This is a genomic window from Mycobacterium asiaticum, assembly GCF_001673365.1.
Classification (GTDB): Bacteria; Actinomycetota; Actinomycetes; order Mycobacteriales; family Mycobacteriaceae; genus Mycobacterium; species Mycobacterium asiaticum_A.
The window spans coordinates 1-22,631 of sequence record NZ_LZLS01000169.1 but is presented as its reverse complement, the minus strand read 5'-3'; the positions used below and the strand labels follow the sequence as shown (position 1 = coordinate 22,631).

Here is a 22,631-nt window from a genome sequence, read left to right as displayed (position 1 = left end):
CGCGCTGGTCACAGCACCTGGGAGAGGAACCGCTGCAGTCGATCTGTCTCGGCGGCGTCGAATATCCGCTCCGGGGACCCGAACTCCACGACTTTGCCGTGGTCCATGAATACGACGGCGTCCGAAGCCGACCGTGCGAACCCCATCTCGTGGGTGACGACGACCATCGTCATGCCGTCGGCGCCCAGATCGGCTATCAGTTGCAGAATTCCTTTGACCATTTCGGGGTCCAACGCTGAGGTGGCTTCGTCGAAGAACATCACCTGGGGGGCCATCGCCAGCGCCCGGGCAATCGCAACCCGCTGCTGTTGGCCGCCGGACAGCGTGCCCGGGCGAGCGTCCGCCTTGGCTTTCAAACCCACCCGCTCGAGGTGGTGCAGCGCCAGCTGGCGCGCGGCGTCGGCAGGCAACCCGCGCAGTTTGCGCGGTGCGAGCGCGATGTTGTCGAGCACGCTGAGGTGTGGAAACAGGTTGAAATGCTGGAACACCATGCCGATGCGCTGGCGTAACTCATTGGGATCGTCGTGCAACACCGATCGGCCGTCCAACAAGATGTCGCCGGCGTCGGGCTCGTGCAGTCGGTTCAGGGTGCGCAGCAGCGTGGACTTGCCCGAGCCGGACGGCCCGATGACAGCGGTAGTGGTGCCGGCCGGCACGTCCAAATCGACGCCACGCAGCACCGTGTTGCCCGCCAGGACCTGGTGAATATCCTTGGCAGATAACGAAACTGGAGACCTCTTCTGGTCCGTGCTGGTCACGTCATCTCCGGTCCGATGGTCGAGGTGACCACTTCCGGCGGATCTTCGGGTTGGAGTTTGGCGCGCCCGCGCCGCAGTCGCGCGTCGATGTAATTCACCAGGTGCGTCAATGGCACGGTCAACAACAGATAGAAGATGCCCGCGGCCACCAGTGGCGAGAGGCTTCCCGTCTGGGCGTTGAGGTCACGGCCCACCTGGAACAGCTCGCGCTGGTTGGCAATCAGCCCCAGGAAGTACACAAGTGCCGAGGCTTTCAGCAGCGCAATGAACTGATTGACCAGCGCGGGCAGCACCCGCCGCACCCCCTGCGGCACGACGATCAAACGCATCGCGGCCGCGTAGCTGAAGCCCAGCGCACGTGATGCTTCGAGCTGGCCGGCATCGACGCTCTGTATCCCGGATCGCAGAATCTCGCCGACGTAGGCGCCGGTCATCAATCCCAGGGCGGCTATGCCCAGCGGATACGGATTGTTGTTGGTCAGACCTCCCACCACCGGCCCGACGCCCAGGCCGATGATCAGGATGATCACCACCTCGGGCAGGCCGCGGAAGATGTCGGTGTATATCCGGGCCGGCCAGCGCAGCCAGCGCTGGTGGGATATCCCGGCGATGGCCAGCCCCATGCCGATCGCCAGCCCGATGAGGCTGGCGCTGCCAGTCAGGATCAGCGTGTTGGGCAGGCCGGTGGTGAGCAGGGCGGGAACGGCCTGCCGGTACATGTCCCAGTCGAGAAAGGATTCGCGCAGCTGGGTCAGCGTCGATTTGGGAACGGCCGGTTGTACCGACCTGCGGTGATGGTCGGCGGCGATGGCCGCGAAATCGGGCAGCTTCGGGGCCGGAGCGGTCCGCGATCCGGGCTTCCAGCCGGGCGCCAACGTGCGTGGCTTCCATTTGCTGTAGAGCGCGGACCAGGTGCCGTCGGCGATGACGGCGTCCAGGGCTGAGTTCAGGGCGTCGACCAGCGGTTGGTTGTCCTTGGCGACGGCGTATGCCACGAAATCGCCGGTGCCGAACGTGTTCGCCACGATCACTGCCGGGTCGCCCGGCCGGATCGCGGTCGAGGCCTGGTTGGCCGGCGCCACCCACGCATCGATCTGGCGGGTCTTCAGGCTTGCGTAGACCGTGGCGAAGTCCGGGTATTTCACCGGCTGCAGATCCAGGGTGTCGACGACGTAGGTTTCTTCGACGGTGCCTTGGACGACTCCGATCCGTTGTCCGACGCTGAGGTCGGTGAACTTCTTGATCGCCGAACCCGGCGCCACTACCAGGGAGTAGAAGCCGAAGTCATATCCGTTGGTGAAGGCGACGGTATGGCGTCGGGCGTCGGTGGCCTTGACGGATGAGGAGCCGACATCGAAACGTCGCGAGGCCACCTGGGCGAGCAGGGCGGAGAAGTCGGTCCCGACGAAGCGCACCTGCAGACCCAGCTTCGCGGCCATGGCACGCAACAACTCGTTGTCGAAGCCGGTGTAACGACCAGTGGCGTTAATGCAGGTGCTGGGCGGCGCATCCGAGAGCGTGCCCGCCAGCAGGACGCCGGGCGTACCGAGTCCGAGCGCGGCGGTGTTCACCGAGGTCAACGGGACGACGGACGCTGTGGTGTCGGTGTCATCCGAGTCCTCGCTCTGGCCGTCTGTCCGCGACATCAGGTCGTCCGGTAAGACGTTGGCGCTGTCCAAACCGGGCGGCGCGCACTGATTGCGGTCGGCGGCTGCGGGTGCCGCGCCGGCCAGCCCGGCCACCAGCAGGATTGTCGCGACGATCCCGAATAACTTCGCGCTCATCACCGCCACCGTATCGAGCACGCCGCGGTGCGGCGCTCAGAGCACGATCGTGGACGGCTCGCGGGGAATCTCGGCCTCCGGCTGGGCTGCGGAAGTGTCGCCAAGTTCGCCGGGTCGGGCAAACACACCGCGGCGGCACAGTTCGGCGATCATCGTCTTGGCCATCAGCTCTGAGCGGCCGATACAGGCCGCGCGGGCGGCTTCCGGGTCGCGTCGGTGCATCGCCGCGTTTTCCTCTTCGTAGGACGGCAGCATGTCGTCGCGGCCGTGCTGGTAGGTCATGAAGAAAACACGGGGGATGAGGTTCTGTGAGGCGCGGATGGTGGCGTGCAGGCGTGGACCCGCGTACTCGTCGTTGACCACGCGCCGGTACTCCCAGGCGGTTTCGGCGAAGACGCGCGCTTCTCGCGACGCGCGCAACGATCGCAGCAGCGAGTCGAGTTCGCCGAGGATGCGCGGTGTGGGGTTGGCGGCCGCTCGCGCGGAGGCGATGCCGTTGAGCAGGCCGTCGAGTTCGTGGTGCTCTAGGACTGTGGATTCGTCGAACCGCTCCACGAACGCGCCGCGGTGGTAGCGCGTCGACACGATGCCGTCGTGTTCGAGCTGAACCAGCGCCTCTTGAATGGGCACTCGACTGATGCCGAGGCCCTGTGCGATCTCGTTGCGGTCAACCCGGTCCCCGCTGCGGAGCTTCCCGGTCAGCAGCAGGTTCAGGACGTGGGTCACGACCTGGTCTTTTTCCTTGATCCCGTATTTCTTAGGCATCAGTTCGCAGTCTCTTTTCAGCCGCCCGACGGCCCCTGGCGCGGCAAGTTTCTCATGACTGGGCGTCTGCGTTGAGATGTTTCGTCGATGAAGCGCGCGTTAACTCGCGCGGTCGCGCCATCGGCACAGGGTTTCCGCATCAGTCAGGTCGTAATCGGGACCGTCGCAACCGACCGTCAGCAGGGTGACTCCGAGTTCGGCGAGTGCTTCTGCGTTGGCGATCAGCTCCGAACCGTGGCCCGCGGAGGCCGAGCGTTCGATGCTGGCCGGGTCGCGCCCCACGTCATCGCAATGTTTGCGGAGCACCTCGGCTTTGACCGGGAACTCGTCGGCCGAGCTGAAGCTGTGCCACACGTCTGCGTGCTCGGCGACCAGTCGCAAGGTTTTGCGTTCGCCACCGCCGCCGATCAGGACCGGGATGTCGCGGGTCGGTGCCGGGTTCAGCTTGCCCAACCGCGATTTGATGCGGGGGAGTGCACCGGCCAGGTCGTCGAGCCGGCTGCCGGCGGTACCGAATTCGTAGCCGTACTCGTCGTAGTCCTTCTGTTTCCATCCCGAGCCGATGCCGAGGATCAGGCGGCCACTAGAGATGTGATCCACGGTGCGAGCCATGTCAGCCAGCAATTCCGGGTTTCGGTAGGAGTTGCAAGTCACCAATGCGCCGATCTGGATTCGGGAGGTCTGTTCCGCCCAGGCTCCGAGCATCGTCCAACATTCGAAATGTGCGCCATCCGGATCGCCGTAGAGCGGGAAGAAGTGATCCCAGTTGAATGCGACGTCGACGCCGATGTCCTCGCACCGGCGCACCGCGTCGCGAATGTCTTCATACCGCGGCGCTTGTTGCGGTTGCAGCTGTACGCCGACGCGAATGGGAAAATTGGGCAGCCCGGGTTCGGGAGCGGTTGAGGTCATATTGACTACCGTAGGCCTCAGCGAGCGCCGATTATCTGACGTACTAGCTCGATCAGGGCGCGCGGCTGGTCACTTTGCACCGAGTGACCCGAATTCTCGACGACGTGCGCGCCGCGGAATTGTGTTGCGCGCCTGCTGAGTTCGGCGACATCGTCGTCGTTGACGAAGCCCGACGTGCCGCCGCGCACCAGCGTCACCGGTGCGGCCAGCGCTTCGACGTCCTCCCACAGCGTGCTGAAATCCGGAAACACGCGGATCGCGTCGTAGCGCCATGTCCAGTTGCCGTTGTCGAGTTGGCGCGAATTGTGGAACACCCCGCGCCGCAGCGCGCTGACCTCGCGGTGCGGTGCCGCTGCGATGGTCAGGTCCAGCATGGCTTGGAAACTGGGGAACTCCCGCTCGCCGTGCATCAACGCCACGGTGCCTTGCTGTTCCTTTGTCATCTCGGAGTGGCGGGCCAGCGCAGAGGGTGTGACGTCGATCAGCACGAGTTCGTCGACCAACTCCGGTGCCAGCGCCCCGAGCCGGATCCCGGTCAGTCCGCCCAACGACATACCGACCACGTACTCCGCGTCGGGTGCCAACTCGCGCAGCACTGGCGCCAAGGCGTCGGCGTTGTGCTGCGGGGAGTAGTCACCGTCGTCACGCCACGAGGAATGACCGTGGCCGGGCAGGTCCACTGCGAGCGCTGGTTCACCCAGGCCCACGATCACTGTGTCCCAGGTGTGTGCGTTCTGCCCGCCACCGTGCAGAAAGATCACCCGCGGTTCACAACCGCCCCAGCGCAGAGCGCTGATCGGTCCCGCTGTCACCCGCTCCACATCGGGGAGCGGACCGGAAGCGCCGGCTTGTTCGGCGTTCTCGGCCAGCAGGTCGAATTCAGATAGTCCGGCCAGTTCGTCGTGAGGCAACTCGGTCACGACGTCGACTCTACGAGGACTCTACGATCCGGCACCGGATGTCACGCTGGCGTGACGCTCGACGACCGATGTCACGCTGGCGTGACGCTCAACGACCGATGTCACGCTGGACGGCCGATGTCACGCTGGCGTGACGCTCGACGACCGACGTCACGCTCGACGGCCGATGTCACGCTGGCGTCACGCTGGACGGCCGATGTCACGCTGGCGTGACGCTCGACGACCGATGTCACGCTGGACGGCCGATGTCACGCTGGCGTGACGCTCGACGACCGACGTCACGCTGGCGTGACGCTCGGCACGGACGAAGTGGGCGGGCTCAGCCCTCGATGATGAATTCTTCGAGCTGAGCGCGCGCGACGTCGTCGGGCAGCTGCTCGGGCGGGCTCTTCATCAGGTACGCCGACGCTGGGATGACCGGCCCGCCGATGCCGCGGTCCTTGGCGATCTTGGCCGCCCGCACCGCGTCGATGATGACGCCGGCCGAGTTCGGCGAGTCCCACACCTCGAGCTTGTACTCCAGGTTCAGCGGCACGTCGCCGAAGGCGCGACCTTCCAGGCGTACGTAAGCCCACTTGCGGTCGTCGAGCCAGCCGACGTGGTCGGACGGGCCGATGTGCACATCTTTGGTCTTGAACTCGCGCTGCAGGTTGCTGGTGACGGCCTGGGTCTTGGAGATTTTCTTGGACTCCAGCCGTTCGCGTTCGAGCATGTTGAGGAAGTCCATGTTGCCGCCGACGTTGAGCTGCATGGTGCGGTCGAGCTGCACGCCACGGTCCTCGAACAGCTTGGCCATCACGCGGTGGGTGATGGTCGCGCCGACCTGGCTCTTGATGTCGTCACCGACGATCGGCACGCCCGCGTCTTTGAACTTCTGGGCCCACACCGGGTCGGAGGCGATGAACACCGGCAGCGCGTTGACGAACGCCACACCGGCGTCGATGGCGCACTGCGCGTAGAACTTGTCCGCCTCTTCGGAGCCCACCGGCAGGTAGGAGACCAGCACGTCGACGTTGGCTTCACGCAGCGCCGAAACCACGTCGACGGGCTCGGCGTCGGACACCTCGATGGTGTCGGCGTAGTACTTGCCGATGCCATCGAGCGTCGGGCCGCGCTGCACCGTGACATTGGTGGGCGGCACGTCGGCGATCTTGATGGTGTTGTTCTCCGAAGCGAAGATCGCCTCGGACAAGTCGAAGCCGACCTTCTTGGCGTCGACGTCGAACGCGGCCACAAACTTCACGTCGCGAACGTGGTACTGGCCGAACGTCACGTGCATCAAGCCCGGCACAGTGCTGTTCTCGTCGGCGTCGAGGTAGTACTGCACGCCCTGCACCAGCGAGGACGCACAGTTGCCGACGCCGACGATGGCGACCCGTACCTCAGGCGCCTGTGGCGCGTTCTGCTCACTCATTCGGCGTTCTCCTAACCTCGTAACCCTGTGTCTTCAAGAAGTTGTTCGATCGTGTATTCCCAAATTCACGTTTGTTCGACGTGATTGGGCGCCGCTAGTTCTGCGGCGATGAGCTCGTTGAGCCACTTGACTTCGCGTTCGCTGGACTCGAGCCCGAGTTGGTGCAGTTGGCGGGTGTAGCGGTCAAACGAGCTACTGGCCCGCGCGACTGCTTCACGCAGACCTTCCCGGCGCTCCTCTACCTGACGGCGCCGGCCCTCCAGGATGCGCATGCGCGCCTCCGCCGGAGTGCGGTTGAAAAACGCCAGGTGCACTCCGAAGCCATCGTCGGTGTAGTTGTGCGGGCCGGTGTCGGCTACCAGTTCGCCGAAGCGTCGACGGCCCGCGTCGGTCAGTTGGTAGACCCGCCGGGCCCGTCGTACCGGCATCCCCGCGGGGGCGGCGTTTTCGGCGATCAACCCGTCGGCCTGCATGCGCCGCAGGGCCGGGTACAACGAACCGTAGGAAAAAGCGCGGAACGCGCCGAGCAGGCCGGTCAGCCGCTTGCGCAACTCGTAGCCGTGCATGGGTGACTCGATGAGAAGACCCAAAATGGCCAGTTCCAGCATCGATTCACCTCCCTTTGCCCGACTTGATTACGACGATCCGACGCCTCGCGTCATAGTATCGCTCCGATATATTAGCGACAACACCACCAAGTGTTCGTGCGCTGTTCGTCACACGTATTTCTGAGCGCTGTCTGGGCGGATGGGTTTTAGCGCGGCTGGTGGTCAGCTCGCGTATCTGACCTGCTTGACGGTGCCGTCGCCGGTCAACTCGATGCTGCCGCTGCCGTAGTCACTGGACACGTAGATACTCAGCGACAACGCATTCGGCGTCGTCGGATCCTTGCCCGGTTGCACGATCAAATACATCGATTTGACGTCCTGTTGTTTGATCCCGACGGTCTCCGGCGCGCCCCGCAGAATGCCCACCACGGTCTTAGCGTCGAACTTGCCCAGGTCGACGAGCGGGCCGTCGGTACTGCTGTTGCGGGCGGAACTGCTCGGATCCCCCCAGCCGCCGCGGTAGTTGTAGGCCAGCACCCGACGGTCGTCGGTGGGGTCCTTCCGGTCCATCGACGCGTTGTCGGGGTAAACCAGGAGGCGGTAACCCATCGTGTCGCCGAAGCGTTTCCGGGCCTGCTCTAACAGACCAGTGAGGCCGCCGAGCGAGTGCAGCTGCTTCGGCGGAGTCAGGACCACCGGAGCGATCCCGTCGGATTTGGCGCCCGGGTCGGAGGTGAAGTCGAGCGGGGACGTGGTGTTGCCGTAGAGGCCCCAACCGATCGCGATCCCCAGCAGCACGGTCACGGCGAAAGCGGCGATTCCCAGACCCAGACCGTTGGGTCTCGGGAGCGGCTTGCTCTTAGGTCCGGGAGCTTGCAAAACCGGGCCACTGTGCTGCAGATCAGCCACCAGATCTTGAAGGTCACCGAGCGTCACCGCCTGCGTGGCCAAGCTGACGCGGTCGCGGTGTTCCTCCATCGACAACTCGCCATCATTGAGGGCGTCGTCCAGAATCCGGCACGCATCCTGCCGGTCGCTGTCTTTGGCGCGGGTGGTCGTCGAGCCGCCGCGAGCCTGCCATTTCGCCACGGAGAGATCGTAGAAGTCCGCCGCGCAGTAAGAGCACCCAATACCGCGTTACCGGCGCGACAACACTCTTGGGTGCGTATCGGTGCCGGCTAAGGCGACGTACTCTGGTCAGCGTGCGACTGCAGCGACAGGTAGTGGACTACGCGCTTCGACGGCGCTCACTGCTGGCCGAGGTCTACTCGGGACGCACCGGTGTTTCCGAAGTGTGTGATGCGAATCCGTATTTGCTGCGCGCGGCTAAGTTTCACGGGAAACAAAGCCAGGTGATATGCCCGATCTGCCGCAAGGAGCAACTCACGCTGGTGTCCTGGGTTTTCGGCGAACACCTGGGAGCGGTGTCGGGTTCGGCGCGCACGGCCGAAGAACTCGTGCTGCTGGCAACCAGATTTTCCGAGTTTGCTGTACACGTGGTGGAGGTGTGCCGTACCTGCAGCTGGAACCACCTGGTGAAGTCGTATGTCCTCGGTGCGGCGCGGCCCGCGCCCCCGCCCCGGGGGACGGGTGGACGGCGGACGGCGCGCAACGGCGCCCGCACGGCCAGTGAATAGCGAAGGGCGCCACCACCAGTCGTCCAGCGAGACACCGGATGAGTCGACTGCCGAAGGCGCCAGCCAGAGTCCTGCGCCGCCCCCGCAGCGTCGTCCGGTGCCGCCCGACGACCGGTTGACCACGGTCATCCCGGCGGTGCCCGACGACCGGCCGTCGCGGCACGCGGACCCCATCGACAAAGTCAAAGCGGCGCTGGATACTCCGTCCGCGGCGTCGCCGCCGCGCGATCAACTGGACCAGGTCAAGGCGGCGCTGGATTCACCGCCGCGGCGGCCCGAGCAGGAGCGGCTCAGCAAAGCTCCGCCCCCCTCGGGCGGGCCGCCCCCGGCCGGCCCGTCGGGACGGTCAGGCGGGCGAGGGCCGCGACGCAAGCCCAGCTGGTCTGAGCAGATCAACTGGAGATGGGTTCGGCGTTCGCTGTACTTGAGCGCGGCGGTCCTGATCCTGCTGCCGTTGGTCACCTTCACGATGGCCTACTTCATCGTCGACGTGCCACGACCAGGTGACATCCGCACGAACCAGATCTCTACGATCTTGGCCAGTGACGGAACCGAGCTCGCCAGAATCGTTCCGCCCGAAGGTAACCGGGTCGACGTCAATCTCAGCCAGGTACCGGTGCACGTGCGCCAGGCGGTGATCGCCGCCGAAGACCGAGGCTTCTACACCAACCCGGGCTTCTCGTTCAGCGGGTTCGCCCGCGCGGCGAAGAACAACCTGTTCGGCGGTGACCTGCAGGGTGGTTCGACGATCACCCAGCAGTACGTCAAGAACGCTCTGGTCGGTTCGGCCCAGCACGGGCTGAGCGGGATGATGCGCAAGGCCAAGGAATTGGTGATCGCGACCAAGATGGCGGGGGAGTGGTCGAAAGACGATGTGCTGCAGGCATACCTGAACATCATCTACTTCGGCCGCGGTGCCTACGGGATTTCCGCGGCGTCCAAGGCGTACTTCGACAAGCCCGTCGAGCAACTCACCATCTCCGAAGGCGCCCTACTGGCGGCGTTGATTCGCCGGCCGTCCACGTTGGACCCAGCCGTGGACCCCGATGGCGCGGTGACCCGCTGGAACTGGGTCCTGGACGGCATGGTGGAGACCAAGGCGTTGTCGACCGATGAACGTGCGACGCAGGTGTTTCCGAACACGGTGTCGCCGGATCAGGCCCGTGCGGCCTATCAGACCACCGGCCCGAACGGGTTGATCCAACGGCAGGTCACCAAGGAACTGCTCGAGTTGTTCAACATCGACGAACAGACCCTCAACACCCAGGGGTTGCAGGTCACCACCACCATCGACCCGCAGGCCCAGCAGGCCGCGGAGAAGGCGGTGTCGAAGTACCTCGACGGGCAAGATCCCGACATGCGGACCGCAGCAGTGTCCATCGATCCGCGCACCGGGGCGGTCAAGGCCTACTACGGCGGGTCCAATGCCCAGGGCTTCGACTTTGCGCAGGCGGGCTTGCAGACCGGGTCGTCGTTCAAGGTCTTCGCGCTGGTCGCCGCGCTCGAGCAGGGCATCGGCTTGGGCTACCAGGTGGACAGCTCCCCGCTGACCGTCGACGGCATCAAGATCACCAATGTCGAGGGTGAGAGTTGCGGCACCTGCAACCTGGCCGAGGCCCTCAAGATGTCGTTGAACACCTCGTACTACCGGCTGATGCTCAAGCTCAAGGGCGGACCGCAGGCTGTGGCCGACGCCGCGCACCAAGCCGGCATAGCCGAAAGCTTTCCCGGTGTTGCGCACACGCTGTCCGAGGACGGCAAGGGCGGGCCACCGAACAACGGAATCGTGTTGGGGCAGTATCAAACTCGGGTGATCGACATGGCGTCGGCGTACGCCACCCTCGCCGCATCCGGCATGTACCACCGTCCCCATTTCGTGCAAAAGGTCGTCAACGCCGAAGGCCAGGTTCTCTTCGATGCGGCCACCGCCGACAACAACGGCGACCAGCGCGTCCCCAAAGCGGTAGCCGACAACGTGACCGCGGCGATGCAACCGATCGCCGGTTATTCGCGCGGCCACAGCCTTTCCGGCGGGCGGCCGTCGGCGGCTAAAACCGGCACAACGCAGTTGGGTGACACCAGCTCAAACAAGGACGCCTGGATGGTCGGATACACCCCGCAGCTGTCCACCGCGGTGTGGGTGGGCACGGTCAAAGGTGATCAACCGCTGGAAAACGCCTCGGGCGGAGCGGTTTACGGCTCGGGCCTGCCTTCAGATATCTGGAAGGCGACGATGGACGGTGCGCTCAAAGGCACCGACAACGAGACATTCCCCAAACCGACGTCAATCGGTGGCTACGCCGGCGTGCCTGCGCCCCCGCCGCCACCGCCGCCGCGGCCGTCGGAGACGGTGATTCAGCCCACCGTCGAGGTAGCGCCAGGAATCACCATCCCGGTCGGGCCCCCGCAGACGATCACCATTGCGCCCTCGGCGCCCGCGGGGCCCTCAGCGGCGCCGCCGCTGCCGCCGCCCAACGAAGTTCCCCAGCCACCCCCGTGACCCCGCCCGTGAGCGAGGCGGCCACCGAGCGCGCCACCATATCGCCGCGGCCGCTTGCCGCCGACCGCCGCAGCGCAGACAGCCGGGATTGCCCAAGTCGTAACGACGTATTGGGGGGCGCGCTAGCCAACCTCGTCGGTGGACCCGTTGGTCGGCACGCCCTGATCGGCCGCACGCGGTTCATGACCCCGGTACGGGTCATGTTTCTGTTGGCGTTGGTGTTTTTGGCGTTGGGCTGGTCGACAAAGGCGGCCTGCCTGCAGAGCACGGGAACCGGTACCGGCGATCAGCGGGTAGCCAACTGGGACAACCAACGGGCTTATTACGAGCTGTGCTATTCCGACACTGTGCCGCTCTACGGCGCAGAGTTGTTGAGCCAGGGCAAGTTTCCCTACAAATCCAGCTGGATCGAAACCGACGGCGGCGGCATGCCCCAAATTCGCTACGACGGCCAGATTGCCGTGCGCTACATGGAATATCCGGTGTTGACCGGGGTTTACCAGTACGCCTCGATGCGAGTCGCCAAGGCCTACACGGCGTTGAGCAAGGTCTTGCCCTTTCCGGTCGTCGCCGAAGTGGTGATGTTCTTCAATTTCTCGGCATTCGGACTGGCCTTGGCATGGTTGGTCACCGTCTGGTCCACGGCAGGACTGGCGGGTCGCCGGGTATGGGATGCCGCGTTGGCGGCCGCCTCACCGCTGCTGATCTTCCAGATATTCACCAACTTCGACGCACTGGCAACGGCTTTCGCGATGAGTGGATTGCTGTCTTGGGCGCGGCGCAAACCAATGTTGGCTGGCGTACTGATCGGACTCGGTGCCGCTGCGAAGCTGTATCCGCTGTTGTTCCTGGGACCACTGCTGGTGCTGGGAATTCGAACGGGTCGGCTGCGAGATGTGCTGCGCACCATGCTGATCACCGCGGCGACCTGGCTGGCGGTGAATCTACCGGTGATGGTTCTCTATCCGCGTGGCTGGTCGGAATTCTTCCGGCTCAACACCCGTCGCGGCGACGACATGGATTCGTTGTTCAATGTCGTGAAGTCGTATACGGGCTGGCGCGGCTTCGACCCGTCGCTCGGCTTCTGGGAACCACCGGTAGTGCTCAACACCGTTGTCACGGTGCTTTTTGTATTGTCTTGCGCGGCAATCGCCTACATCACCTGCACCGCACCGCAGCGGCCGCGGTTGGCGCAACTGGCCTTCCTGGTGGTGGCGGCCTTCCTGCTGACCAACAAGGTGTGGAGTCCCCAGTTCTCGCTGTGGTTGGTACCGTTGGCGGTTCTGGCCTTACCGCATCGCCGGGTTTTGTTGGCGTGGATGACGATTGACGCGTTGGTATGGGTGCCCCGGATGTACTACCTGTACGGAAACCCGAACCGTTCGCTGCCCGAGCAATGGTTCACCACCACGGTGCTGTTGCGCGATATCGCGGTGTTGCTGCTGTGTGTTCTGGTGGTCCGGCAGATCTATCGGCCGGACGAGGATCTGGTGCGCTGGCAGGGCAGGGTCGACGACCCCGCCGGCGGGATCTATGACCTGGCGCCCGATGCACCCCCCGACTGGCTACCAAAGTGGTTGCGACCCAAGTCTTTACGGTCACGGCCCGAGGTTTCGCCCGATGCCGACGCTGAGTTCGTGGGCGGGAGGACCTGATGCAGGTAGCCATCCCGCTGTTTCCACGGTTCACGGCATTGGACGCGGTGGGGCCTTACGAAGTGCTGCAACGCATTCCGTCGGTCGAGGTGGTGTTCCTCGGGCATCAGCGCGGTGAGGTGCGCACCGAAAATGGTCTGCTCGGCGTCAGCTGCGATGCGACCTTCGACGAGGTCACGGCGCCCGACGTCGTCGTGGTTCCCGGCGGTATCGGAACCCGGGTCCTTGTCGAAGACGAAACCGTTCGTGGCTGGCTGCAAGCCGTTCACCTCGGCACCGCGTTCACCACATCGGTATGCACCGGGGCGCTATTGCTCGCCGGTGCCGGCCTGCTCGACGGCCTCACCGCGACCACCCATTGGCGGGCCGCCGAAGAGCTGAACCGGCTGGGGGCACGGTATGTACCCGAGCGCGTCGTCGAACACCTGCCGCAGCGCATCATCACCGCGGCTGGGGTGTCCAGCGGCATCGACATGGCACTGCGGTTGGTCGAGCTGCTGTTCGACCGGGAGGCGGCCCAGGCGGCTCAGCTGCTCATCGAGTACGACCCGGATCCGCCGGTCGACTCCGGTTCGCTGGCCAAGGCTGACGAGGCGACGCGAGCCAGAGCTCTGGAATTCATGCAGACGCGGAAGTGAATTTCCAGGTACGTCTGTCGTCCGGTAGCCTAGGGCGGTTGCCGACGCAGGCGACCCTCCTGCCGCGGAACGTCCGTGGCCGCTCAGACCAGAGGAGGTGATGAGGTCCCTATGCGTCCATACGAAATCATGGTCATCCTTGACCCCACGCTCGACGAACGCACCGTTGCCCCGTCCCTGGAGACGTTTCTGAACGTCGTCCGGAAAGACGGTGGATCGGTCGAGAAGGTCGACATCTGGGGCCGGCGGCGGCTGGCGTACGAAATCGCCAAGCACGCCGAAGGCATCTACGTTGTCATCGACCTGAAGGCCGCCCCAGCTACGGTCTCCGAGCTTGACCGCCAATTGAGCCTGAACGAGTCGGTGCTGCGCACCAAGGTGATGCGCACCGACAAGCACTAGCCGCCCCTGTCGGGGCTGCTGCCTAGGCTAGTTCCCAACAACCCATCAGGCCGGAATCAGCGGGACCAAGGAGGACATTGTGGCTGGTGACACGACTATCACTGTCGTAGGAAACCTCACTGCCGACCCCGAACTTCGGTTCACTCCGTCGGGTGCTGCCGTGGCGAACTTCACCGTGGCGTCCACCCCGCGCATCTACGACCGCCAAAGTGGGGAGTGGAAGGACGGCGAGGCGCTGTTCCTGCGCTGCAACATTTGGCGGGAAGCCGCCGAGAACGTGGCCGAGAGCCTCACCCGCGGCGCTCGCGTGATCGTCACCGGGCGTCTCAAGCAACGGTCCTTCGAAACCCGCGAGGGCGAAAAGCGCACCGTGGTCGAGGTCGAGGTCGACGAGATCGGACCTTCACTGCGATATGCCACCGCCAAGGTGAACAAGGCGAGCCGCAGCGGCGGTGGCGGCGGCTACAGCGGCGGCGGCGGTGGCGGTGGCGGGTCGCGGCAGTCCGCGCCCGCGCAGTCCAGCGGATCAGGTGACGACCCGTGGGGCAGCGCCCCGGCATCGGGATCGTTCGGCGGCGGCGACGACGAACCGCCCTTCTGACACAGCAAATTCAAGAACGGAAGTAAGACACAAACATGGCCAAGTCCACCAAGCGGCGCCCGGCGCCGGAGAAGCCGATCAAGGCGCGCAAGTGCGTCTTCTGCGCCAAGAAGGACCAAAGCATCGACTACAAGGACACCAACCTGCTGCGGACCTACATCAGTGAGCGCGGCAAGATCCGGGCTCGTCGGGTGACCGGTAACTGCGTGCAGCACCAGCGGGACATCGCGATCGCGGTGAAGAATGCTCGCGAGGTCGCGCTGCTGCCCTTCACCTCGTCCACGCGGTAGATGCCGCAGCGCACAACAAGAGCCCAATGAAAGCGAAACGATGAAGCTGATACTTACGGCTGACGTCGACCACCTCGGTTCCGTCGGCGAAACTGTCGAGGTCAAGGACGGCTACGGCCGCAACTTCCTGCTGCCGCGCGGGCTGGCGATCGTCGCTTCCCGCGGTGCACAGCGGCAAGCCGATGACATCCGCCGCGCGCGCGAAACCAAGACCGTCCGCGACCGTGAGCACGCCAACGAGATCAAGACCGCCATCGAGGCGCTTGGTTCGGTGTCGCTCCCGGTGAAGACCGCCTCCGACAGCGGCAAGCTGTTCGGTTCGGTGACCGCCGGCGACGTCGTCGCCGCGATCAAGAAGGCGGGCGGGCCCAATCTGGACAAGCGGATCGTCCGACTGCCCAAGAGCCACATCAAGTCGGTCGGGACCCATCCGGTGGTGGTGCACCTGCACCCCGAGATCGACGTCGAGGTCGCACTCGAGGTCGTGGGCGAGAGCTAACTCGCCGCATCCGTGAACAACCCGGTGTGGCCGGTTCGGCCACACCGGGTTTTCGGCTGCCCTGAAGTTGCCGTGAGCTTCTTGTGAGCTTCGACTTCGTCTCTTGGCGCTCTGGCGAACAAATCCGAAGCCGCCGCGCGACCGTCGGCGTAACCAACCATTAACTCGGCCAAAATCTGTCAGAAAACCAACACGCCCGGCGCGATAACCTGCACCGACACGCCGATGCAATTCTTGTCCACACCAGATTTACGGCGTTGTATGGCGGTCAGCAGCAGTGATGCCATGCCTACCCGCATTGATCCACAGGTTCTCCACACCCCCCTCAACATTGGCGTTCACGGATATGCACACACGATGCACAGCTTCATGAACAAGCCCTGTTGGACACCGCGCCAGCAACGTTTACGTTCCTCGTGGCGCTTTGACGACGCGGACAAATCGGGGGGTGGGGGTCGGTGCCTTGACTTGTGCTCGGATGTCAGTGGTCGAATATATGTTCGGTGCAAAGTCAAAGGAGGTGAGGGTCCATGGCCGTTGTCGATGACTTGCCGCACCCCGGGATGGATGCCTCGGCGCCGAGTGAAGATTACGGCCGCCAGCCGCCCCAGGACCTAGCCGCCGAGCAGTCGGTACTGGGCGGGATGCTGCTCAGTAAAGACGCCATCGCCGACGTCTTGGAGCGCCTGCGGCCGGGCGACTTCTACCGTCCGGCGCATCAGAACGTCTATGACGCCATCCTGGACCTCTACGGCCGTGGCGAGCCCGCGGACGCGGTCACCGTGGCCGCCGAACTTGACCGCCGCGGGCTGCTACGCCGCATCGGTGGCGCGCCATACCTGCACACGCTGATCTCGACCGTGCCGACTGCGGCCAACGCGGGGTACTACGCGACCATCGTCTCCGAGAAGGCGCTGCTGCGTCGCCTGGTAGAGGCCGGCACCCGGGTGGTGCAGTACGGCTACGCGGGCGCCGACGGGGCCGATGTGGCCGAAATCGTGGACCGCGCTCAGGCCGAGATCTACGAGGTCGCCGACCGGCGGACGTCGGAGGATTTCGTACCGCTCGAGGATCTGTTGCAGCCGACGATGGATGAGATCGATGCGATCGCCTCCAACGGAGGCATGTCGCGAGGCGTGCCGACCGGGTTCACCGAACTCGACGAGGTGACCAACGGCCTGCACCCGGGACAGATGATCATCGTGGCGGCGCGGCCAGGTGTCGGGAAGGCGCTGGCACTCGGCACTCCGCTGCCCACGCCGTTCGGCTGGACCACGATGGGTGATGTCGCCGTCGGTGATGAGTTGCTCGATGCCGACGGGCACCCAACGCGGGTCATCGCAGGGACCGAGATCTTGCTGGGCCGCCCGTGCTACGAGATCGAATTCTCTGATGGCACAACAATTGTCGCTGATGCGCAGCATCTCTGGCCGACGGGCTACGGCACTCGGAGCTCGGCACAACTGCGCAGCGGCCTGGACACGATCGCACCAGCGGGATCGGCGGGGTCCGACGTCACCGTTTTGACGAAGGTGCTGCAGATCGTGTCGGTGCGCCGGGTGCCCAGTGTTGCGGTGCGTTGTGTCGAAGTGGACAACCCCGCGCATCTCTACCTCGCCGGCCGCGGCATGGTGCCGACCCACAACTCGACACTGGGGCTGGACTTCATGCGGTCCTGCTCGATCAAAAACCGCATGGCCAGCGTCATCTTCTCGCTGGAAATGAGCAAGTCCGAGATCGTGATGCGGCTGCTGTCGGCTGAGGCGAAAATCAAACTCGCCGATATGCGTTCGGGCCGAATGACCGACGACGACTGGACGCGGCTGGCCCGGCGAATGAGCGAAATCAGTGAAGCGCCACTGTATATCGACGATTCGCCGAACCTGACCATGATGGAGATCCGCGCCAAGGCGCGTCGGCTGCGCCAAAAGGCCAACCTCAAACTCGTCGTGGTCGACTACCTGCAGCTGATGACATCGGGCAAGAAGGTCGAGTCGCGACAGATCGAAGTGTCGGAGTTCTCCAGGCATCTGAAGCTGCTGGCCAAAGAGCTCGAGGTTCCGGTAGTCGCGATCAGCCAGCTCAACCGTGGGCCAGAGCAGCGCACCGACAAGAAACCGATGCTGTCCGACCTTCGTGAGTCGGGCTGCCTGACCGCCAACACGCGAATCCTGCGCGCCGACAACGGTTCTGAAGTCACCTTTGGGGAGCTGATGCGAACCGGCGAGCGACCGCTGGTGTGGTCATTGGATGAGCGCCTGCGCATGGTCGCCCGACCGATGACCAATGTTTTTTCGAGCGGGCGCAAAGAGGTGTTCCGACTGCGGCTGGCCTCTGGGCGCGAAGTCGAGGCAACCGGCAACCACCCCTTCATGAAGCTTGAAGGGTGGACTCCGTTAGAGGAACTGAAGATTGGCGACCGCGTCGCGGTACCGCGACGCGTTCCCGAGCCTGTCGACACGCAGCGGATGGACGACTCTGAGGTCATCATGCTGGCACACATGATTGGCGATGGTTCGTGTGTGAAACGCCAGCCGATTCGCTACGCCTCCATCGATGAGGCCAATCTCCTCGCGGTGACGTCGGCGGCGAGGCATTTCGGTGTGGCCGCCGTGCGTGACGAATATCCTGCTGCGCGGGCAACCACCCTGCGGTTGCCGGCGCCATACCGGTTGACGCATGGTCGGCGCAACCCGATCGCGGCCTGGTTGGACGAGCTGGGACTGTTCGGCAAGCGCAGTTATGAAAAGTTCGTGCCGCACCCCGTCTTTCAAGCGCCCAACGATCAGGTGGCGTTATTCCTTCGGCACCTGTGGGCGACGGACGGATCGGTGCGTTGGGACGCGAAGGTTCAAATCGGACGGATCTACTATGCGTCCACAAGCCGTCGTTTGGTTGACGATGTCGCGCAATTGCTTCTGCGTTTGGGCATTCAAAGCAGGATTACTCGGATGCGAAAGGGGAATTATCGCGACTGTTGGCACTTGTGGATTGACAGGGCGCAGAATCAGACGGCTTTTCTGACGAAGGTCGGTGGCTATGGCGCTCGAGGCGAATCCGCCGAAATTGTACTTAAGCACCTGGTAGGTAGGACCCGTCGGCCCGGCGCTGACACGGTACCGGTTGACGTATGGAACTCGATACGAGAAGCATTGGGGCGCAGAGGCTTTAGTCGCGGTGAGTTTCGAGCAACGACGCGACTGCAACTTAGCGGCGAGAGGTCAAGGCACGCCCCCGGAAGACCCCTCTTGCACAGGGTAGCCGCAACGCTTGAGGATCCAGAACTTCATTCGCTAGCCACCAGCGACGTTTTCTGGGACACCATTGTTGAGATAACCAGCATCGGCGAGCAGGACGTCTACGATGGAACCGTGGACAGAACACATAATTTTGTAGCCAACTGCATAAATATTCACAATAGTTTAGAGCAAGATGCGGACATGGTCATTCTTTTAAACCGACCGGATGCATTCGAACGCGATGATCCACGTGGGGGAGAAGCGGATTTCATTCTGGCCAAACACCGTAACGGACCGACCAAGACGGTGACGGTCGCGCATCAATTGCATTTGTCGCGGTTTGCGAATATGGCGCGGTAGGACCTACGTCGCAGTCCTCCCCGCGTGCATCGGTTCTCAATTCCCTGACATAGCGGAGAATTCAACGCCATTTCAGATGCCGCTGATGGCGCGCACACGGGAATTGAACGGCGTGCGGTGACCGCGTTCCGGGGCCATGGTCATCTGACATTCTCGATGCGGCACGTCCACTTGGAGTAGGTATGCCCTCACCCGGGGTAGTGCAGTGTGCACCGCTACCACCGAAATCTGCGACCGGATGCTGTAGTCCCGTGGGTCGAGTGTCGCCCATTGTGGAGTCCCGGATCACCCCGACCACAGCAAGGAAGTGTCGCCGCCATGTCTGCAACTGCCACTGCGAAACTACGCGCGATCGCCAGTACAGCTCCGATCGACGAGATTCTGTCGATCGTCCGCGAGGATGGCGGTGTCATCATTGAACGACTTCTCACACCGGATCAAGTCGCACGATTCAACGCCGAGATCGACCCGGCCCTGCGGGAGCTGAATGCCGGCTCCAAGCACGACAACGAAATCGTCGCGGAATTTCACGGTCGGAACACCAAACGCCTCACCAACCTGGTCACCCGAAGCGAGACGTTCCGCCGCGAAGTGATCGATCACGACCTCGTTCATGCGCTGGCCGACGGGGTGTTTCTCGAAGAATCGGGAACCTACTGGATGACGACGGCTCAGGTGATCGAGATCGGTCCTGGCAACGCCGCGCAGATGCTTCACCGCGACCTGGAGAACTGGTTTCCGTTCGTCGGCATGGGGCCCGCAGGGCCCGAGGTGACCATCAACTTCCTGATCGCTCTGACCGACTTCACTGAGGAGAACGGCGCCACCCGAGTGATCCCGGGTAGCCACAAGTGGGGGGACTTCGAGGACCGCGGCACGCCTGAGCAGACCGTTCCGGCCGAGATGAGCGCTGGCGACGCGCAGTTCTTCAGCGGCAAGACCGCCCACGGCGGCGGCGCGAACCGAACTTCCGACGAGTACCGCCGTGCGGTCAGCTTCGCACTCAACCCGGGCTTCTTGGTGGGCGAGGAGGCCTACCCGTTTCTCGTCGACCGCGAACTTGCACGATCACTCCCGCCCCGCGTTCAGAGCCTCATCGGATTCCGCTCGCAGTACCCGACCGGCTCTCCGGGACTTTGGCAGGTCGACTACAGCGAGCTCGCGGACTACCTCGACCTCTGACCGACGAGTGCGGGCCAGACGGGCGGAGCCGCGACGCGTTGCGGCCGGAATTCAATAACCTTCAGGAGATGTCATGACCATCGAATTCGACGCCGCCATCTTCCGGACCGCGAATGCGCCACTCACCATCGAAAAAGTTTCGATCCCCTCGACTCCGCCGCCCGGCGACGTACTCGTGCGGATGCAGGCGAGTGGGTTGTGCCACAGCGACCTGCATGTGATCGCAGGTGGATGGGATGCGCCGACCCCCATGATCCTCGGCCACGAGGGCGCCGGGATCGTCGAGAGCGTCGGGCAGGGAGTCACGACGCTGGCGCCCGGCGATCACGTTGTTCTCTCCTGGACGCCCTCGTGCCGTCGGTGCCGCTACTGCCTTAGCGGCAGGCCCGTCCTGTGCGACATGGTGAGCCAGCATTCGGCCAACCATCTCTCCTTCGACGGTCGGTCGCGTGTCACGGATGCGGACGGGGACGTGCTCAGCTTCGCCGGCCTCGGTACGTTCGGCCAGTATGTGATGGTGCCCGAATCGGGTGCGATCGCCATCCGGAACGACGCGCCCTTCGAACCGTCGTCGCTCATCGGCTGCGCAGTCACTACGGGGGTCGGGGCAGCGGTCAACACCGCAAAGGTGCGTCCGAGCGATACGGTGCTTGTCATCGGCTGCGGCGGCGTCGGGCTGAATGCGATTCAGGGTGCTCGTATGGTGGGCGCGCAAAAGATCATCGCTGCCGATGTCTCTGACGAAAAGCTCAACTACGCAAGCGTTTTCGGAGCCACAGAGGTCATCAACAGCGCCCGCGAGGATCTGGCGGCGAAGGTCGCGCAGTTCACGGATGGTCGAGGGGTGGAAGTCGCGATCGAGGCCATCGGACTGCCGCAGACCATCGAGGCCGCTTACGCGGTGTTGGCCCGCGGCGGCACTGCCGTGGTCGCCGGGCAAGTGGCGGACGGCGTGAAGGTCACCATCGATCCGTTTGTCATGTCCGACCAGGAGCTTGCGCTCATCGGCTCGAACTATGGTTCAAGCAAGGCCGACGTCGATTTCCCCATGCTCGTCGAGCACTACATGAACAACCGCATCGATCTCGACTCACTCATCACTCGGGTCATCGACCTGGAAGACATCAACGAGGGGTTCGACGAGATGAAGCGTGGCGTCGGAATTCGTTCAGTGATCAAGTACTGGTGAACATCTCGTCCGCCCGCCGGAAGCCTGCAGAAGAACACGCAAGGGACCGCGGCGCCTGCCAGCAAAGGAAGGTCGTCCAGTGTGCTGGACGACCTGGTGGCGGCGAGCTTCAACGATGTCCACATGGCCGAGCAGTTGCTGCGTGCGGCCGAAGAGCTGCTCAACCGGGACGGCTCGCTCCTGCAGTACGTTGCCGTCGGCGGGAACACCGGACTCCACGGGGCCCTCGGGCAAGGTTTTCCCCTCCACGGCGCACACCAGCTCCGACGTCGAGGCGACCGCCGAGGCTCTCAAACACCTACTCCGACAACCCCACTGAAGAAGTGAGACCGCTAGTCAGAGCGGGTTGGAGGTCGGTGGGGACGTCGATCCAGCCGGTGAAGGTGCTGTATTCGATGGTGTGGGTGCTCATGACAGTGCTGTCACTTTCTGGTCCGGCTTCGCACCGGCGGAAATGTTGTGGGCGTGCATTGCGCGGTAGGCGAGGTAGTAGACCAAGCCCTGAGCGCCCCACGTCGTCAGAGCGGCGGTGTAGAAGATCGTGCGAAGTTCGTCGTCGAAGGGGAGCGGAAAGAAGTCGTAGGTGACCGCGATCGTGGTCCCCGCAGCCGTGACCAGCGCCGCCCAGCCGGCAAGGCGCTTGGCGTCGATCGCCCACAGTCGCGTCACGAAGTACGCGAGGAACAGCGCGGTGAACAGGTTCATCACGACGTAGAAGGTGGCGGGGCCGACGTGCAGCGTCGAGTGGTCGAGCCCGCCCAGGACGAATCCGCCCACAACGGCGAGTCCGAACGCGCCGACCTCCACCGCCAGGGTCGGCTGATACCGGTGGGTCACCACCATCAGGCCCAACACCAGGACGAGCGTGAAGCCAAATGACCGGGAGAACGCGTCGAGGAAAAAGGCGACGGAAAACGGGACGCGGCCGGCTTCGGGGCCGAGCAGCGAGCCCACGAGGAAGTTTGTCGCCGATACACCGACGACCAAGCATTCAAGGCCGAGCAGCCAGTTGCCGTAGTTGCGGAGGAACTTCCAGCCGCAAGAGAAGCCGACGATGATCAGCCACACATCGGACAGGAGGAACGCCACGTCCTTCATTGCCAAGGTTTCTTTCAAGATTCAGGTGCCTTTACTGTCGCCAGCCGGTGACTGCGGTCACAACGACACTGCGCACCTGTTCGGCGCGCACCAAGTGCACCGTGCACTCGTCAGACACCCCGGCACCGCTCCCGGTGCACCCTGCACTCGCCCGGACGAAACGAGGTGCGCGCTGTCGTAGTGAGCAAGGCCATACCCCAGCCACTGTGGACGTCACGAAGTCACCAGAACGACGAGGAG

General features: G+C 64.1%; 20 protein-coding genes. 11 read left to right on the top strand and 9 right to left on the bottom strand.

What is annotated here, in order from left to right; all coding sequences use genetic code 11:
- Positions 1-8: 8 nt before the first annotated feature.
- The 8 genes from A5634_RS18300 to A5634_RS18265 form a co-directional block, all read right to left on the bottom strand.
- Positions 9-758, bottom strand: a complete 750-nt coding sequence (locus tag A5634_RS18300) for an amino acid ABC transporter ATP-binding protein (protein WP_065145443.1) — start codon at positions 756-758, stop codon at positions 9-11.
- On the bottom strand, positions 755-2,542 hold the full coding sequence (locus A5634_RS18295) for an ABC transporter substrate-binding protein/permease (RefSeq protein ID WP_065145493.1): 1,788 nt from the start codon (positions 2,540-2,542) through the stop codon (positions 755-757). Before A5634_RS18295 ends, A5634_RS18300 begins: the two co-directional genes overlap by 4 nt.
- Before the next feature lie 36 nt (positions 2,543-2,578).
- A complete protein-coding gene (locus A5634_RS18290) occupies positions 2,579-3,307 on the bottom strand; it encodes a GntR family transcriptional regulator (protein ID WP_065145442.1) in 729 nt (242 codons plus the stop codon).
- Between the two features lie 99 nt (positions 3,308-3,406).
- Complete coding sequence (locus tag A5634_RS18285; RefSeq protein ID WP_065145441.1) at positions 3,407-4,219, bottom strand: LLM class F420-dependent oxidoreductase; 813 nt, start codon at positions 4,217-4,219, stop codon at positions 3,407-3,409.
- A 17-nt stretch (positions 4,220-4,236) separates the two neighbouring features.
- Positions 4,237-5,130 carry an alpha/beta fold hydrolase gene (locus A5634_RS18280; protein WP_437339988.1) on the bottom strand — a complete coding sequence of 298 codons (894 nt, stop codon included), beginning with the start codon at positions 5,128-5,130 and terminating at the stop codon, positions 4,237-4,239.
- A 328-nt stretch (positions 5,131-5,458) separates the two neighbouring features.
- Entirely contained in the window at positions 5,459-6,553 is a 1,095-nt protein-coding gene (locus tag A5634_RS18275; RefSeq protein WP_065145439.1) for an inositol-3-phosphate synthase, read from the bottom strand.
- A gap of 65 nt (positions 6,554-6,618) precedes the next feature.
- Positions 6,619-7,161, bottom strand: a complete 543-nt coding sequence (locus A5634_RS18270; protein ID WP_065145438.1) for a PadR family transcriptional regulator — start codon at positions 7,159-7,161, stop codon at positions 6,619-6,621.
- A 162-nt stretch (positions 7,162-7,323) separates the two neighbouring features.
- Positions 7,324-8,190 carry a DUF1707 SHOCT-like domain-containing protein gene (locus tag A5634_RS18265; RefSeq protein WP_065145437.1) on the bottom strand — a complete coding sequence of 289 codons (867 nt, stop codon included), beginning with the start codon at positions 8,188-8,190 and terminating at the stop codon, positions 7,324-7,326.
- 113 nt (positions 8,191-8,303) lie between these two features.
- Between A5634_RS18265 and A5634_RS18260 the strand changes: the two genes are divergently transcribed.
- The 11 genes from A5634_RS18260 to A5634_RS18210 all read left to right on the top strand — a co-directional run bounded on the left by A5634_RS18260 (position 8,304) and on the right by A5634_RS18210 (position 21,293).
- On the top strand, positions 8,304-8,738 hold the full coding sequence (locus A5634_RS18260) for a DUF5318 family protein (RefSeq protein WP_065145436.1): 435 nt from the start codon (positions 8,304-8,306) through the stop codon (positions 8,736-8,738).
- Entirely contained in the window at positions 8,731-11,238 is a 2,508-nt protein-coding gene (locus tag A5634_RS18255) for a transglycosylase domain-containing protein (RefSeq protein WP_065145491.1), read from the top strand. Before A5634_RS18260 ends, A5634_RS18255 begins: the two co-directional genes overlap by 8 nt.
- An 8-nt stretch (positions 11,239-11,246) precedes the next feature.
- Entirely contained in the window at positions 11,247-12,893 is a 1,647-nt protein-coding gene (locus A5634_RS18250; RefSeq protein ID WP_065145490.1) for a glycosyltransferase family 87 protein, read from the top strand.
- On the top strand, positions 12,893-13,531 hold the full coding sequence (locus A5634_RS18245) for a DJ-1/PfpI family protein (protein ID WP_065145435.1): 639 nt from the start codon (positions 12,893-12,895) through the stop codon (positions 13,529-13,531). The genes A5634_RS18250 and A5634_RS18245 overlap by 1 nt, the downstream gene beginning before the upstream one ends.
- A 111-nt stretch (positions 13,532-13,642) precedes the next feature.
- Complete coding sequence (gene rpsF, locus A5634_RS18240; protein WP_055578152.1) at positions 13,643-13,933, top strand: 30S ribosomal protein S6; 291 nt, start codon at positions 13,643-13,645, stop codon at positions 13,931-13,933.
- Between the two features lie 79 nt (positions 13,934-14,012).
- Positions 14,013-14,534, top strand: coding sequence for a single-stranded DNA-binding protein (locus A5634_RS18235; RefSeq protein ID WP_065145434.1), 522 nt, complete (start codon positions 14,013-14,015; stop codon positions 14,532-14,534).
- Between the two features lie 35 nt (positions 14,535-14,569).
- Positions 14,570-14,824 carry a 30S ribosomal protein S18 gene (gene rpsR, locus A5634_RS18230; RefSeq protein ID WP_065145433.1) on the top strand — a complete coding sequence of 85 codons (255 nt, stop codon included), beginning with the start codon at positions 14,570-14,572 and terminating at the stop codon, positions 14,822-14,824.
- Positions 14,825-14,864: 40 nt separating this feature from the next.
- The gene (gene rplI / locus A5634_RS18225; protein WP_065145432.1) at positions 14,865-15,323 is read left to right on the top strand and encodes a 50S ribosomal protein L9; all 459 of its coding nucleotides are present in this window, start codon (positions 14,865-14,867) and stop codon (positions 15,321-15,323) included.
- A 530-nt stretch (positions 15,324-15,853) separates the two neighbouring features.
- Positions 15,854-18,922 carry a replicative DNA helicase gene (locus tag A5634_RS18220; RefSeq protein ID WP_065145431.1) on the top strand — a complete coding sequence of 1,023 codons (3,069 nt, stop codon included), beginning with the start codon at positions 15,854-15,856 and terminating at the stop codon, positions 18,920-18,922.
- Between the two features lie 318 nt (positions 18,923-19,240).
- Positions 19,241-20,104: a phytanoyl-CoA dioxygenase family protein gene (locus A5634_RS18215; RefSeq protein WP_065145430.1), complete on the top strand. Its 864-nt coding sequence runs from the start codon at positions 19,241-19,243 to the stop codon at positions 20,102-20,104.
- Between the two features lie 73 nt (positions 20,105-20,177).
- Positions 20,178-21,293 (top strand): Zn-dependent alcohol dehydrogenase, encoded by a 1,116-nt coding sequence (locus A5634_RS18210; RefSeq protein WP_065145429.1) that lies wholly within the window; start codon positions 20,178-20,180, stop codon positions 21,291-21,293.
- Between the two features lie 408 nt (positions 21,294-21,701).
- On the opposite strand, the gene A5634_RS18200 is transcribed toward A5634_RS18210, so the two are convergent.
- On the bottom strand, positions 21,702-22,391 hold the full coding sequence (locus A5634_RS18200; protein ID WP_065145427.1) for a transporter: 690 nt from the start codon (positions 22,389-22,391) through the stop codon (positions 21,702-21,704).
- Positions 22,392-22,631 lie beyond the last annotated feature (240 nt).